The organism is Chromobacterium sp. S0633 (genome assembly GCF_024158805.1).
Taxonomy (GTDB): Bacteria; Pseudomonadota; Gammaproteobacteria; order Burkholderiales; family Chromobacteriaceae; genus Chromobacterium.
On sequence record NZ_JAMZGH010000007.1, the window covers coordinates 104314 to 117766 of the forward strand.

The 13453-nt window shown below is 64.3% G+C and carries 13 protein-coding genes; 6 read left to right on the plus strand and 7 right to left on the minus strand.

Going from position 1 to position 13453, the window contains the following annotated elements; all coding sequences use genetic code 11:
* Positions 1 to 7 precede the first annotated feature (7 nt).
* The 5 genes from NK214_RS07430 to NK214_RS07450 all read left to right on the plus strand — a co-directional run bounded on the left by NK214_RS07430 (position 8) and on the right by NK214_RS07450 (position 3542).
* Positions 8 to 643 (plus strand): deoxynucleoside kinase, encoded by a 636-nt coding sequence (locus NK214_RS07430; protein ID WP_227107635.1) that lies wholly within the window; start codon positions 8 to 10, stop codon positions 641 to 643.
* A gap of 205 nt (positions 644 to 848) precedes the next feature.
* Positions 849 to 1640 carry a 3-methyl-2-oxobutanoate hydroxymethyltransferase gene (gene panB, locus NK214_RS07435; RefSeq protein ID WP_107800223.1) on the plus strand — a complete coding sequence of 264 codons (792 nt, stop codon included), beginning with the start codon at positions 849 to 851 and terminating at the stop codon, positions 1638 to 1640.
* A gap of 25 nt (positions 1641 to 1665) precedes the next feature.
* Positions 1666 to 2499: a pantoate--beta-alanine ligase gene (panC, locus tag NK214_RS07440; protein WP_107800222.1), complete on the plus strand. Its 834-nt coding sequence runs from the start codon at positions 1666 to 1668 to the stop codon at positions 2497 to 2499.
* Between the two features lie 22 nt (positions 2500 to 2521).
* Positions 2522 to 2902: an aspartate 1-decarboxylase gene (gene panD / locus NK214_RS07445; RefSeq protein ID WP_107800221.1), complete on the plus strand. Its 381-nt coding sequence runs from the start codon at positions 2522 to 2524 to the stop codon at positions 2900 to 2902.
* 226 nt (positions 2903 to 3128) lie between these two features.
* Positions 3129 to 3542 (plus strand): GFA family protein, encoded by a 414-nt coding sequence (locus NK214_RS07450; RefSeq protein WP_107801915.1) that lies wholly within the window; start codon positions 3129 to 3131, stop codon positions 3540 to 3542.
* Positions 3543 to 3549: 7 nt separating this feature from the next.
* Here the strand turns inward: NK214_RS07450 and rraA are convergent, their stop codons facing one another.
* The 4 genes from rraA to rsxB all read right to left on the minus strand — a co-directional run bounded on the left by rraA (position 3550) and on the right by rsxB (position 7043).
* Complete coding sequence (rraA, locus tag NK214_RS07455; protein WP_227107638.1) at positions 3550 to 4038, minus strand: ribonuclease E activity regulator RraA; 489 nt, start codon at positions 4036 to 4038, stop codon at positions 3550 to 3552.
* A gap of 114 nt (positions 4039 to 4152) precedes the next feature.
* On the minus strand, positions 4153 to 5634 hold the full coding sequence (locus NK214_RS07460) for a DegQ family serine endoprotease (RefSeq protein ID WP_227107641.1): 1482 nt from the start codon (positions 5632 to 5634) through the stop codon (positions 4153 to 4155).
* A gap of 69 nt (positions 5635 to 5703) precedes the next feature.
* The gene (gene nth, locus NK214_RS07465; protein ID WP_048413849.1) at positions 5704 to 6351 is read right to left on the minus strand and encodes an endonuclease III; all 648 of its coding nucleotides are present in this window, start codon (positions 6349 to 6351) and stop codon (positions 5704 to 5706) included.
* On the minus strand, positions 6348 to 7043 hold the full coding sequence (gene rsxB, locus NK214_RS07470) for an electron transport complex subunit RsxB (protein ID WP_253314133.1): 696 nt from the start codon (positions 7041 to 7043) through the stop codon (positions 6348 to 6350). The genes nth and rsxB overlap by 4 nt, the downstream gene beginning before the upstream one ends.
* Positions 7044 to 7275: 232 nt before the next feature.
* Here rsxB and NK214_RS07475 point away from each other — a divergent pair, with 232 nt between their 5' ends.
* Positions 7276 to 9165, plus strand: a complete 1890-nt coding sequence (locus NK214_RS07475) for a methyl-accepting chemotaxis protein (protein ID WP_253314134.1) — start codon at positions 7276 to 7278, stop codon at positions 9163 to 9165.
* Between the two features lie 73 nt (positions 9166 to 9238).
* On the opposite strand, the gene acs is transcribed toward NK214_RS07475, so the two are convergent.
* The 3 genes from acs to NK214_RS07490 form a co-directional block, all read right to left on the minus strand.
* A complete protein-coding gene (gene acs, locus NK214_RS07480; protein ID WP_107800217.1) occupies positions 9239 to 11203 on the minus strand; it encodes an acetate--CoA ligase in 1965 nt (654 codons plus the stop codon).
* 110 nt (positions 11204 to 11313) lie between these two features.
* Complete coding sequence (locus NK214_RS07485) at positions 11314 to 12993, minus strand: cation acetate symporter (protein WP_107800216.1); 1680 nt, start codon at positions 12991 to 12993, stop codon at positions 11314 to 11316.
* Positions 12990 to 13301 carry a DUF485 domain-containing protein gene (locus NK214_RS07490; protein ID WP_107800215.1) on the minus strand — a complete coding sequence of 104 codons (312 nt, stop codon included), beginning with the start codon at positions 13299 to 13301 and terminating at the stop codon, positions 12990 to 12992. The genes NK214_RS07485 and NK214_RS07490 overlap by 4 nt, the downstream gene beginning before the upstream one ends.
* Positions 13302 to 13453: the final 152 nt, after the last annotated feature.

The window sequence follows — 13453 nt, forward strand, 5'->3', positions numbered from 1 at the left end:
GCGAGCGATGAGTCAATTGCGTTATGTCGTGGTCGAAGGGCCGATCGGCGCGGGCAAATCCTCTCTGGCGCGCCGACTGTCGGAATACTGGGGCGTGCGCCTGCTGGCGGAAGATCCCGCCGCCAACCCCTTCCTGCCGCGCTTCTACCGCAACTTGCCGGCCCACGGCCTGTCCACCCAGCTGTCCTTCATGCTGCAACGCGCCGAGATGGCCAAGAGCATGCTGGACGGCGAACTGCTGGCCAGCCCGTTGGTGTCGGACTTCCTGTTCGAAAAAGACGCGCTGTTCGCCAAGATCAATCTGGACGAGGCCGAGCTGGCGCTGTACAAGCGCCTGGCGGGGCTGGCGATGCCCGAGCATCCGGTGCCGGATCTGGTGATTTATCTGCAGGCTTCCGAAGAGAACCTGCTGAGCCGGGTGGCCGCGCGGGCGGCGGAGTACGAAATCAATTTCCCGGAAGGCTATCTGAAGCGCGTGCATCAGGCCTATAGCGAGTTTTTCCATCAGTACGAGGCCGCGCCGTTGCTGATCGTCAATACCGATCATCTGAATCTGGTCGACGGCGACGAGGACTTCGAACTGCTGATCCGCTGCATCAGCGAGGCGCGAGGCCAGCGCAACTATTTCAACAAGAGTGTCTGAGCCGCCGAGCGCTCAGAGCCGGTTTGCGATGATGCGAGCCAGGACGGGTGACGGCCTTGCGGCCGAGACGGCGGAAGGGCCCAGCCCCGTCCGCGCGTTTCGACGCCGCGCTCGCCGCGCGACCATCCTGAGGCGCAGCAGATCGTAAGCGGGCTCTAGGCGTCCCGCCGGTCGATACGGACGACTGAAACGAGGAAGAACGGGCATGAAAATTACCGTCAACACCCTGCAGAAAATGGCGCAGGAAGGGCAGAAGATCGCCATGCTGACCTGTTACGACGCCAGCTTCGCCGCCTTGCTGGAACAGGCCGGCGTGGAAATTCTGCTGGTGGGGGATTCGTTGGGCATGGTGGTGCAGGGCATAGATTCCACGCTGCCGGTGGCCGAGGAGGAAATGCTCTATCACGTGCGTTGCGTGGCGCGGGGCGCCAAGCAGGCGATGGTGCTGGGCGACATGACGTTCGGCGCCTATCAGGAAAGTCCGCAGCAGGCGTTCGCCCACGCCGCCCGCATCATCCAGGCCGGCGCGCATATGGTGAAGCTGGAGGGCGGCGCCTATATGGCCGACACCACCCGCTTCCTGGTCGAGCGCGGCGTGCCGGTGTGCGCCCACATCGGCCTGACGCCGCAGTTCGTCAACACCTTCGGCGGCTATCGGGTGCAGGGCAAGAGCGAGGAAGACGCGCGCCGCATCGTCAACGACGCCAAGGCGCACGCCGAGGCCGGCGCCAGCCTGGTGCTGATGGAGTGCGTGCCGGCCGAGCTGGCGCGCGAGATCACCGAGTCGATTTCCGTGCCCACCATAGGCATAGGCGCCGGCGTCGACGTGTCCGGCCAGGTGCTGGTGCTGCACGACATGCTGGGCGTGTATCCGGGCAAGAAGGCGCGCTTCGTCAAGGACTTCATGAATCAGGCGGGCAGCATCCAGGGCGCGGTGCAGGCCTATGTGCAGGCGGTGAAGGACAAGTCCTTCCCGGCGGCGGAACATACTTTCTGATCGGCCCGGTCCAGGACATCAAGCAATGGAAATCATTCGTACCGTGGCGCAGATGCGCGCCTGGCGTCGCCAGGCGGGCAAGCTCGCCTTCGTGCCCACCATGGGCAATCTGCATGCCGGCCATCTGGCCCTGGTCAAGGCGGCGCGCGAGCGCGCCGACAAAGTGGTGGTCAGCATCTTCGTCAATCGGCTGCAGTTCGGCCAGGGTGAAGACTTCGGCGCCTATCCGCGCACCTTCGACGCCGATTGCGACAAGCTGCGCGCCGCCGGCGTGGACGCCTTGTTCTTCCCCGAGGAACAGGAGCTGTATCCGCGCGTGCGCCAGGACTTCAACGTGGAGCCGCCGAATATCCAGAACGAGCTGTGCGGCGCCTTCCGTCCCGGCCACTTCCGCGGCGTCGCCACCGTGGTGACCAAGTTGTTCAACATCGTGCAGCCGGACCTGGCCTGTTTCGGCAAGAAGGATTTCCAGCAGCTGCACGTGATCCGCGCGATGGTGGAGGATTTGAACTCGCCGATCGAGATTGTGCCGGTGGACACCGGCCGCGCCGACGACGGCCTGGCGCTGTCCTCGCGCAACGGCTATCTGAGCGCGGAAGAGCGCGCCGAGGCGCCGCGCCTGTATCGCAATCTGACGCAGGTGCGACAGCGGCTGCAGGACGGCGACAATGATTACGCGGCGCTGGAGCAGGGCGCGCGCGACGATCTGGCCCAAGCCGGCTGGACCGTGGATTACGTGGAAATTCGCCAGGCCGACACCCTGGCGGTGGCGCACGCCGGCGAAAAACGCCTGGTGGTGCTGGCGGCCGCCCGACTGGGGCGCACCCGCCTGATCGACAACATCGAAGTGTTCCGCTGATCAGCGGACGAAGGATGCAATCATGCAGCGCAATATGCTCAAATCCAAGCTTCACCGGGTAACCACCACGCACAGCGAGTTGCACTATATCGGCTCCTGCGCCATCGACGAGAACCTGCTGGAAGCGGCCGACATTCTGGAATATGAAGAAGTGCAGATCTGGAACGTCACCAACGGCGAGCGCTTCGCCACTTACGCGATCAAGGCCGAGCGCGGCTCCGGCACCATCTCGGTCAACGGCTCCGCCGCGCGCCGCGCCGCGCCGGGGGATTTGCTGATCATCGCGTCTTTCGCCCAGTACGAGGCCGCCGAGCTGAAGGATCACCAGCCCAAGCTGGTGTTCGTGGACGCCGGCAACCAGATGACCGAGGTCAAGGGCGCGACCCCGACGCAGGCGGCCTGATCCGCTTCCGGTTTCGCCAGCCAGCGGCCGCCTTAGGGCGGCCGTTGTTTTTTTGTTGCAGCACAGCATCCATTCCGGGGCCGGAGCCGGTTTATTTCGGCTTGGCGCTTGGCGCTGGCGCGGGCGGTGAATCATATTTAAAAAGCGGCGTTGTCTGGCTGCCGGCTTGAGCCGGCCCGGCAACCGCTTCCTGATCCATCGTCAATCCAGCAGCGAGGGAGGCATCATGAGCGCAGGCCAGAATCTGACCGGGGGCTGCTTATGCGGCGCAGTGCGTTACCGTTTGCGCGCCGAGCCTTACGATGTGGTGCATTGCCATTGCAAAAGCTGTCGTCGCGCCAGCGGCGCGGCCTTCGTCACCTGGTTCACCGTACGCGTGGCCGATCTGGACTGGCGCGGGGAAAAGCCGGTGCTGTATCACTCCTCGGCCGCGGTCAGCCGCGGTTTCTGCCCGCATTGCGGCTCCACCCTGACGTATCGCCATGAGTCGGACCCGGAGGAGCTCGACATCACCGTGTCCTCGCTGGACCACCCGGAGCGGGTGGCGCCGGCCGGCCATATCTGGTGGGAACAGCATCTGCCCTGGGGCAGCCCCGCCGCGCAACAGGAATTGCCTGTCTATCAACGCAGCGAGGCCTGAGGCGCGGTCACTTGGTTTGATGCAGCGCGCCGGGGGAGACCACCACGCCGTCTTCGTCGGCGTACAGCCAGTGGCCGGGGCTGAAACGCGTCTGGCCGAACTCCACGCTCAGGTTGCGCTGGCCTTCGCCGCGCTTCACCGATTTGCGCGGGTGGGTGCCCAGCGCGCGTATGCCCAGCGCCAGCTTGTTCAGGGCGGCGGAGTCGCGGATGCAGCCGTTGATCACCACGCCGGCCCAGCCGTTGGCCACCGCCAGCACGCCCAATTGGTCGCCCAGCAGCGCGCAGCGCAGCGAGCCGCCGCCGTCCACCACTAAGACCTTGCCGGCGCCGTGCTGACTCAGCGCCTCCCGCACCAGGCTGTTGTCCTCGAACAGCTTCAGGGTTTCGATGCGGCCGAAAAATCGGGCCTGGCCGCCGTAGCGTTGCAGCGAGGGCGTCAATACCTGCAATTGTTCGTCGAACTGATCGCATAGATCGGCGGTGTGAAAGTCCATGGCGGCTCTCCTGTGGCGGACGCGAAAGCTCAATCCTAACAGCGCGGGCGGTATGCCATCAAAATGAAAAAGCCGCCTGACGGCGGCTTTGGGCAATGCGGGTCGAGACGACGCTTATTCCAGCCGCAAGGGCACGAACAACACGGCCTCGTTGCGGCGCACCAACAAGGCGATATGGCCCTTGGCGCTGGCCAGCGCTTTTTCGAAGTTGGCGATGGTGGAGACTTCCACCTGGTTCAAGCCCAGGATCACGTCGCCGGCCTGCAGGCCGGAACGAGCGGCCGGACCTTGCGCCTTCTGGATCAGCAGGCCGCCGCGCACGCCCAGCTCCGAGCGCTGGTTCGGCGTCAGCTCGCTGAGCGTCAGACCCAGTTTGCCGAACTGGAAGCCTTGCGGCGAGCTTTCTTCCTGAGACTGCTGCGCGCTCGGCGCTTCCTGCGCCAGTTCCGCCAGCGTGGCTTCCAGATCCTTTTCCACGCCCTTGCGCCACACCGTCAGCTTGATCTTGGTGCCCGGCTGCAGCGAGCCGACCAGCACCGGCAGATCCTTGGAGCTTTCTATGGACTTGCCGTCCAGTTTCAGGATGATGTCGCCGGCCTGCAGGCCGGCGCGAGCGGCCGGTCCCTTGGGATCGACGCGCACCACCAGCGCGCCGCTGGGGCGCTGCAGACCGAAGGACTGCGCCAGCTCCTGAGTCACTTCCTGGATATTGATGCCTAGCTGGCCGCGGCTGACCTTGCCCTTGGCCTTGAGCTGGTCGACCACGCTCATTGCCAAATCGATGGGGATGGCGAAGGAGATGCCCATGAAGCCGCCGGAACGGCTGTAGATCTGCGAGTTGATGCCCACCACTTCGCCGCGCAGATTGAACAGCGGACCGCCGGAGTTGCCGGGGTTGATCGCCACGTCGGTCTGGATGAAGGGGACGAAGTTTTCGTCCGGCAGGCTGCGGCCTTTGGCCGAGACGATGCCGGCGGTGACGGTGTTGTCGAAGCCGAAGGGCGCGCCGATGGCGGCCACCCATTCTCCGACTTTCAAGTCCGCCGGGCTGCCGATCTTGACCACCGGCAGATCCGCCGCCGCCACTTTCAGCAGCGCCACGTCGGTGCGCTTGTCCACGCCGACCAGCTTGGCGCGCAGTTCGCGCTTGTCGGTCAGCATCACCTTGACCTGCTGGCTGTCCGCCACCACATGGGCGTTGGTCAGGATGTAGCCGTCGGCGCTGATGATGAAGCCGGAGCCGAAGGAGACGCTTTCTTCCTGCGGCTGTTCGCGCTGAGGCGGATGATTGGGGATGAAGCGGCGGAAGAAGTCGTACAGCGGATCGTCTTCCGGCACCGGAATCGGCAGATTGCTGGGTTGGGAGGCCCCGCTGTCTTCGCGGCTGGCCTGGATATTCACCACCGCCGGTCCGTCGCGGCTGACCAATTGAGTGAAGTCCGGCAGCAACATGGCGACGCGGCCATCCTGTTGCGCGGGAATGGCGACCGGCGCGGGCTGGGAGTTGCCTTTGAAGAAGCGCTCGACCTTGTCGCAGCCGGACAGCAACGAGGCTGCGAGCAAGGCGCCAACCAGGGTGCGCAGATACGTTGTCACAGGCTATCCTTTTAGGTTGATGTCTATGCGGAAAATAAGGGCGGAACCGGAGTTTTTCCAGTATTTGATTCAGTTGTCTTTAATCATAACGGTTTTTGCCGGATATTCGCAGAGGTCGGCAATGACGCAGCGCTCGCATTCCGGTTTTCTGGCTTTGCAGACATAGCGTCCGAGCAGGATCAGCCAGTGATGCGCATCGACTTTGAATTCGTCAGGGATGTATTTTACCAGTTTATCCTCGACTTCTCGCACGTCTTTGCCGGGCGCGATCCGGGTGCGGTTGGACACCCGGAAAATATGGGTGTCCACCGCGATGGTGGGCTGGCCGAAGGCGGTGTTGAGCACCACATTGGCCGTTTTGCGGCCGACGCCGGGCAGCGCTTCCAGCGCCTCGCGGGTTTGCGGCACTTCGCCGCCGTGCTTTTCCAGCAGCAGGTGACAGGTGGCGATCACGTTCCTGGCCTTGGTCTTGTACAAGCCTATGGTCTTGATGAAGTTGGCCAGCGATTCCTCGCCCAGCGCCAGCATGGCCGCCGGCGTATTGGCCACCGGATAGAGCCGGCGCGTGGCCTTGTTGACGCCGACGTCGGTGGCCTGAGCCGACAACAGCACCGAGATCAGCAGTTCGAACGGGCTGCTGTATTCCAGCTCGGTGGTGGGATGTGGATTGGCGTCGCGCAGGCGGGTGAAGATTTCTTTGCGTTTGACGGCGTTCACGGCTTGTCCTTGTCTGCTTGTTCGCGGGCGGCGCGCATGGCGGCGGCGCGCTCCATCGCCTTGCGGATCAATTCGTTCTTGTCGGCCGCCGACGCGGGCGCGGCGGAAACGGCCGGCGCGGCGGCGGGGGAGGCCGGCGCCGCGTTCACCGCCGCGCGCTCGGCCAGGCGTCTGGCCTTGTCCGCCTGATCGCGCGCCTTGCGCGCCTGCCGCCGTTCATAACGGACGCGGGCCTGGGCGGCGCGGGCCATGAGCCGCTCGCGCTCGCCGTCGGCCGGGTCGGCCACCGGCTCCAGGTCGATGCAGTCCACCGGACAGGGCGCCAGGCACAGTTCGCAGCCGGTGCATTCGGCGGCGATGACGGTGTGCATCTGCTTGGCGGCGCCGACGATGGCGTCCACCGGACAGGCCTGGATGCACAGGGTACAGCCGATGCAACTGTCTTCGCGTATCACGGCCAGCGCGCGCGGCTTGGGCTGCGGGCCGTCGGCGGCGAAGGGAATGATGTCCCGGCCCAGCAGTTCCGCCAGCGCCCGGATGCCGTCGTCGCCGCCCGGCGGGCAGCGGTTGATCGGATCGCGGCCTTCCGCCAGCGCCTCCGCATACGGGCGGCAGCCGGCGTGGCTGCATTGTCCGCACTGGGTCTGGGGCAGTAGGGCGTCTATCCTTTCGACGAGTGTGATCACGGGCATGCTGTGGGATTCCGCTTCAAAAACCGCTAATTATCGACGCTAGGGGCCGCGGCTTCAACTCCCGGCGCGGACTAGGCTTCGGGAGGTCCTTGCCGGCGCGCGCGCTTGAAGCGGGGAATCCGGCGTCGCCGGGGGCGCGGCGCGCGATTTTCGTAAAAAACAAAGCGGCGGGGCTTGGAGCGGCGCGCGGGTGCGCTATGGTGAAAATACTCACTTTTCCGGACCGCCCGCCATGAAAATCGCTCACAAAGCCGGCCTGATTTCCGCGCTGGTGCTGGCCGTGACCTTGTCGACCCTGTCCTGGATGCAATACCTGAGCGTTGCGGACAGCATACGCGCGGGCAAAGAGCAGGAAGTGACCCAGACCAGCCAGGTGCTGGCCGAGCAGATCGCCAATTGGCTGAACGGCAAGCTGGCTCAGATCCAGCTGATGTCGGAGACCATAGACGCCGGTTTCAGCAACGAGCGCATTTTGGAGGTTTTCCAGCGGCCCATGCTCAAGAACGAGTTCAAGCTGGTGTTCGGCGGCTTGGACAGCGACGGCAAGAGAATCTCCAACGATCCGTCCTGGAATCCCCCGCCCACCTGGGACGCCCGCAAGCGGCCATGGTATCCGGTGGCCAAGGCGGCCGCCGGCGTCGGCCTGACCGATCCCTATCCCGACGCCGCGTCCGGCGAGATCCTGATTTCGGCGGTGGCCAAGCTGACCGACAAGGGCGCGTTCAAAGGCGCTTTCGGCGGCGACCTCAGCCTGAAGTCGGTTTCGGACGCGCTGAACACCGCCACCTTCAACGGCGCGGGCTACGCCTTCCTGTTGTCCGCCGACGGCAAAATCATCAGCCACCCGGACGCCAAGCTGAACGGCAAGAGCGTTGCGGAGTTGTTCGGCGGGAAAGCGCCGGCCCTGGACGGCAAGGTGCAGGAGGTGGAGGTCAACGAGCAGCGCCTGATGGTGGCGTTTCAGCCGCTGTCGCATCTGCAGCCGGCCAAGTGGCTGGTGGGCGTGGTGCTGGACGAGGGCAAGGTGATGGCCGAGGCCAAGCAGATAGGCTGGCGCGGCTTTTGGGGCGCGGTGATAGGCGTGCTGCTGAGCATGGTCATCCTCAGCACCCTGATGCAGCAGATCCTGCGGCGCCCCTTGCAGCAGCTCAAGCAGTCGCTGACCGAGCTCAACAGCGGCAACGGCGATCTGACGCGGCGCATAGACGAAAGCTCCCGCGACGAATTCGGGGAGGTGGCGAAGGAGTTGAACCGCTTCATCGCTTATCTGCAGCGGCTGATCGGCGATATCCGTCAGATTTCCACGCGCGTCCACCATGGCGCCGAGCAAAGCGCGGAAGAGGCGCAGCAGAGCAGCGGCGAGGCCAGCCGTCTGCAAAGAGAGCTGGAGCAACTGGTGGCGTCCATCGGCCAGATGGCGGAGGCGTCCGGCGAAATGACGTCCAACGCCGGCGCGGTGGCCGAGGCCGCACGGCAGGCGCACGAGGAGACCGGCAGCCGGATGGCGCTGGTGACGCAGTCCAGCCAGGCGATACGGCGTTTGGCCGACACCCTGGAGCAGACCTCGCTGTCCATGAACGAACTGGCCGAATTCAGCAAGAACATCGAATCCATCGTCAGAGTGATCACTGGGGTGGCCGAGCAGACCAATCTGCTGGCGCTGAACGCCGCGATCGAAGCGGCGCGGGCGGGGGAAATGGGACGCGGCTTCGCCGTGGTGGCGGACGAGGTGCGCAAGCTGGCTTCGCAAACCCAGGAGGCGACGCAGGAAATCCGCAGCATGATTGAGCAACTGCAGCGCGGCGTGAACGAGGCCCGGGACAAGATGGATGAAAGCCGCGATTGCGCCAGCAACACGGTGAAGGACGCCGAGCAGATCAGCGAGATGCTGACGCGCATCCGGGACGTGATCTCCGACATCAACGCCAAGAACAGCGACATCGCCGGCGCGGTGAGCCGCCAAAGCCAGATGACGCGGGACATCAACGACAGCGCGGGCAGCATTCAGCACATCGGCCAGCGTGTAAGCGACGCGGCGCAAGTGCAGTTGCGGCATTGCCAGGGCACCGCCGCCGACGTGGCCGAACAGGACGAGATGATCTCGCGCTTCCGGCTGGAGTAGCGCTGGGACGGATAGGCGGGAGGCATGAAAAAGCCGGAGCCGCATGGCGGCCCCGGCGCGGCGAATCCGGCGTTTATAGCGGCTGTTGCAGCTGTTGCAGGATTTGCGGGTTTTCCAGCGTGGACACGTCCTGGGTGATTTCCTCGCCCTTGGCGATGGAACGCAGCAGGCGGCGCATGATCTTGCCGGAGCGGGTCTTGGGCAGGTTCTCGCCGAAACGGATATCGTCCGGCTGGGCGATCTTGCCGATTTCGTGCGCCACCCAGTTTTTCAGCTCGGCCGCCACTTTCTTGGCTTCCTCGCCCTGAGGGCGAGCGCCCTTGAGCACCACGAAGGCCACCACCGCCTCGCCCTTGACCTCGTGCGGCTTGCCGACCACGGCGGCCTCCGCCACCAGCGGATTGGCCACCAGCGCGGATTCTATCTCCATGGTGCCCAGGCGGTGGCCGGACACGTTCAGCACGTCGTCGATGCGGCCCATGATCCAGAAATAGCCGTTCTCGTCGCGGTTGGCGGAGTCGCCGGCCAGATAGTATTGGCCGTTGAACTCTTCCGGGAAATAGGTTTTCTTGAAGCGTTCCGGATCGTTCCAGATGGTGCGCACCAGGCTGGGGAAGGGCTTCTTGATCACCAGGAAGCCGCCGCGGCCCGGGTCCACCTGAGCGCCGGACTCATCGACGATGTCGGCCATGATGCCCGGCAGCGGCAGCGTGCACGAGCCGGGTTTGGTGGCCACCGCGCCCGGCAGCGGCGAGATCTGGATGGAGCCGGTCTCGGTCTGCCACCAGGTGTCGACAATCGGGCAGCGGCCGCCGCCCACGGTTTCGTGATACCAGATCCAGGCCTCGGGGTTGATCGGCTCGCCCACGGTGCCGAGCAGGCGCAGGCTGGACAGATCGTGCTGCTTGGGCAGGTCCGCGCCCAGCTTGATCAGCGAGCGGATGGCGGTGGGCGCGGTATAGAAAATGCTGACCTTGTGCTGTTCTATCATGCGCCAGAAGCGGGAGGCGTCCGGATAAGTGGGCACGCCCTCGAAGATGACCTGGGTGGCGCCGTTGGCCAGCGGGCCGTAGCAGATATAGCTGTGGCCGGTGATCCAGCCCACGTCGGCGGTGCACCAGAACACGTCGTTGGGCTTGTAGTCGAACACCCAGCGGAAACTGTTGGCCGCGCCCAGCAGATAGCCGGCGCTGCTGTGCTGGATGCCCTTGGGTTTGCCGGTGGAGCCGGAGGTGTAGAGGATGAACAGCGGATCCTCGGCGTTCATCCACTCCGGTTCGCATTGTTCCGGCTGGCCGCTGACCAATTGATGCCACCACACGTCGCGGCCCTCGCTCCAGGCCACCTCGTTCTGGGTGCGCTGGTAGGCGACCACGTGTTTGACGCTGTCGCAGCCGTCCATCGCCAGCGCTTCGTCCACCGTGGCCTTCAGCGGCACGCTCTTGCCGCCGCGCAGGCCTTCGTTGGCGGTGATCACCAGCTTGGCGCCGGCGTCCTGGACGCGGTCGCGCACCGCGCCGGCGGAAAAGCCGCCGAACACCACGGAGTGGATGGCGCCGATGCGGGCGCAGGCCTGCATCGCCACGACGGCCTCGATCACCATCGGCATGTAAATCACCACGCGATCGCCCTTGCTCACGCCCAGGCTCTTCAGGCCGTTGGCGAACTGGCAGACGCGGCGGTGCAGCTCGGCGTAAGTGACGCGGGTGACCGCGCCGTCGTCGGCTTCGAAAATCAGCGCGATGCGGTTGGCGTTGACCGCCAGGTGGCGGTCCAGGCAGTTGTAGGAAACATTGAGCACGCCGTCGTCGAACCACTTGAAGAACGGCGCCTGGCTATCGTCCAGCACGCGGGTGAACGGTTTTTTCCAGGAGATCTGATCGCGCGCCAGATCGCCCCAGAACGACAGGTAATCGGCGTCCGCCTGCTCGCACAGCGTGTGGTACGCCTCGATGCCGGAGATCGTCGCCTTTTGGCGGAAATCGTCGGAAGGCGGAAAGCTGCGGGTTTCCTTGAGGACGGATTCTAGCGTGGACATAAACTTCTCCTGGATTAACGGTGTAGCGATGCCGCCGCTCCGGAACCGCTGGAGCGGCGCGGTGGGTTGTAAAGGCAGGCCGACATCCTCGGCCCGGCCTTATGTCATTGTCAATGTTTGGAGGCGCCGGACGCGCCGATGCCGGTCATCGCGCGCACGAACTGGGCTTCGAACTTGGCTTTTTCCTCGTCGGCCTGGCGGGACTTGTCCAGCACCGAGATCAGCCAGGTGGAAACGAAGGCCAGAGTCATCGAGAAGATGGCCGGGTTCTTGTACGGGAACACCGCGTGCTCGTGCTTGAGCACCTCCACCCAGACCGTCGGGCCCAGCACGATCAGCACTACCGCCGACAACAGGCCGATGAAGCCGCCGATCACCGCGCCGCGCGTGGTCAGCCCCTTCCAGAACATGGAGAGGAACAGCACCGGGAAGTTGGCCGAGGCGGCGATGGAGAAGGCCAGGCCCACCATGAAGGCGATGTTCTGCTTTTCGAACACCAGACCCAGCACGATGGCCACCACGCCCAACACCACGGTGGTGATCTTGGACACGCGGATCTCGTCGGCCTCGTTGGCCTTGCCCTTCTTGATCACGCTGGCGTACAGATCGTGCGACACCGCCGACGCGCCGGACAGCGCCAGGCCGGCCACCACCGCCAGGATGGTGGCGAAGGCCACCGCGGAGATGAAGCCCAGGAACATGTCGCCGCCCACGGCCTCGGCCAGGTGCACCGCCGCCATATTGTTGCCGCCGATCAGCTGGGTGACGGATTTGCCGTTCTTGACCACGGTTTCCATCATGCCCGGCTGGTTCAGCACCAGCATGATGGCGCCGAAGCCGATGATGAAGGTGAGGATGTAGAAATAGCCGATGAAGCCGGTGGCGAAGAACACCGATTTGCGCGCTTCCTTGGCGTCGGACACGGTGAAGAAGCGCATCAGGATGTGCGGCAGGCCGGCGGTGCCGAACATCAGCGCCAGGCCCAGTGAAATGGAGTCGATCGGATCGGCCTTGCCCGGCGCCATGATGGCGACGCCCTTGCTATGCGCGGCCACCGCTTTTTCAAACATGACTTCCGGGCTGAAACCCACGGTGGCCAGCACCATGATGGCCATGAAGGTGGCGCCGGAGAGCAGCAGCACCGCCTTGATGATTTGCACCCAGGTGGTGGCCAGCATGCCGCCGAACAGCACGTAGCACACCATCAGCACGCCCACCATCAACACCGCCGAGCTATAGCTCATGCCGAACAAGAGCTGGATCAGCTTGCCGGCGCCCACCATCTGCGCAATCAGGTAGATGGCGACCACCACCAGGGTGGAGGTGGCGGCGAAGCTGCGCACCGGCGTCTGTTGCAAGCGGTAGGAGGCGACGTCGGCGAAAGTGTATTTGCCCAGATTGCGCAGGCGTTCCGCCACCAGGAACAGGATGACGGGCCAGCCCACCAGGAAGCCCATCGAATAGATCAGGCCGTCGTAGCCTTTTTCGAACACCATCGCGGAAATGCCGAGGAAGGACGCGGCGGACATATAGTCGCCGGCGATGGCGAGACCATTCTGGAAACCGGTGATGCCGCCGCCGGCCGCGTAAAAGTCGCTGGCGGACTTGGTGCGGCGCGCGGCCCAATACGTGACGCCCAGAGTGAAGGCCACGAAGAGCAGGAACATGATGATGGCGTGCCAGTTGGTGGCCTGTTGCTTGACATCGCCCTCAATGGCCCCGGCCGCCATGGCCAAGGAGGGCAGCAGAAGGCCGGAGACGCAGGCCAGTTGCAAGACGCGTTGCTTCATTGTTTGGACTCCTCGACGATTTGCTGGTTGAGCAGATCGAACTCGGTGTTGGCGCGGCGCACATAGATGCCGGTCAGCGCGAAGGCCGAGACGATGATCAGCACGCCGATGGGAATGCCCACCGTCATGGTGGCGCCCGCGCTGACGGGATGGCCCAGCGTGGCCGGCGAGAACGCCAGCACCAGGATGAAGCCGTAGTAGATGACCAGCATGACTAGGGTGAGCTGCCAACCCAGGCTGGTTTTCTTGTGCACCAGTTCCTTGAATTTGGGGTTGGACTGCACTTTCTTGAGTATGTCCTCGTTCATTGCATCCTCCTTTGTGGTCGCGACTTGGGTTGTCGCTGCTGAAAACATAAGGGAGGTGACGGAGGCGAATCTAATCGCTTTTTTTGATGCGGAAAATTATTCAGGCCGATGATGCGGTGCAAAAAACAAATAAAATCAATAACTTGAATTAG

Coding starts and splice junctions, on each gene's coding strand:
- NK214_RS07430 (WP_227107635.1), top strand. CDS start 8: ATGAGTCAATTGCGTTATGTCGTGGTCGAAGGGCCGATCGGCGCGGGC.
- panB (WP_107800223.1), top strand. CDS start 849: ATGAAAATTACCGTCAACACCCTGCAGAAAATGGCGCAGGAAGGGCAG.
- panC (WP_107800222.1), top strand. CDS start 1,666: ATGGAAATCATTCGTACCGTGGCGCAGATGCGCGCCTGGCGTCGCCAG.
- panD (WP_107800221.1), top strand. CDS start 2,522: ATGCAGCGCAATATGCTCAAATCCAAGCTTCACCGGGTAACCACCACG.
- NK214_RS07450 (WP_107801915.1), top strand. CDS start 3,129: ATGAGCGCAGGCCAGAATCTGACCGGGGGCTGCTTATGCGGCGCAGTG.
- rraA (WP_227107638.1), bottom strand. CDS start 4,038: ATGGACTTTCACACCGCCGATCTATGCGATCAGTTCGACGAACAATTG.
- rsxB (WP_253314133.1), bottom strand. CDS start 7,043: ATGCCCGTGATCACACTCGTCGAAAGGATAGACGCCCTACTGCCCCAG.
- NK214_RS07475 (WP_253314134.1), top strand. CDS start 7,276: ATGAAAATCGCTCACAAAGCCGGCCTGATTTCCGCGCTGGTGCTGGCC.
- acs (WP_107800217.1), bottom strand. CDS start 11,203: ATGTCCACGCTAGAATCCGTCCTCAAGGAAACCCGCAGCTTTCCGCCT.
- NK214_RS07485 (WP_107800216.1), bottom strand. CDS start 12,993: ATGAAGCAACGCGTCTTGCAACTGGCCTGCGTCTCCGGCCTTCTGCTG.
- NK214_RS07490 (WP_107800215.1), bottom strand. CDS start 13,301: ATGAACGAGGACATACTCAAGAAAGTGCAGTCCAACCCCAAATTCAAG.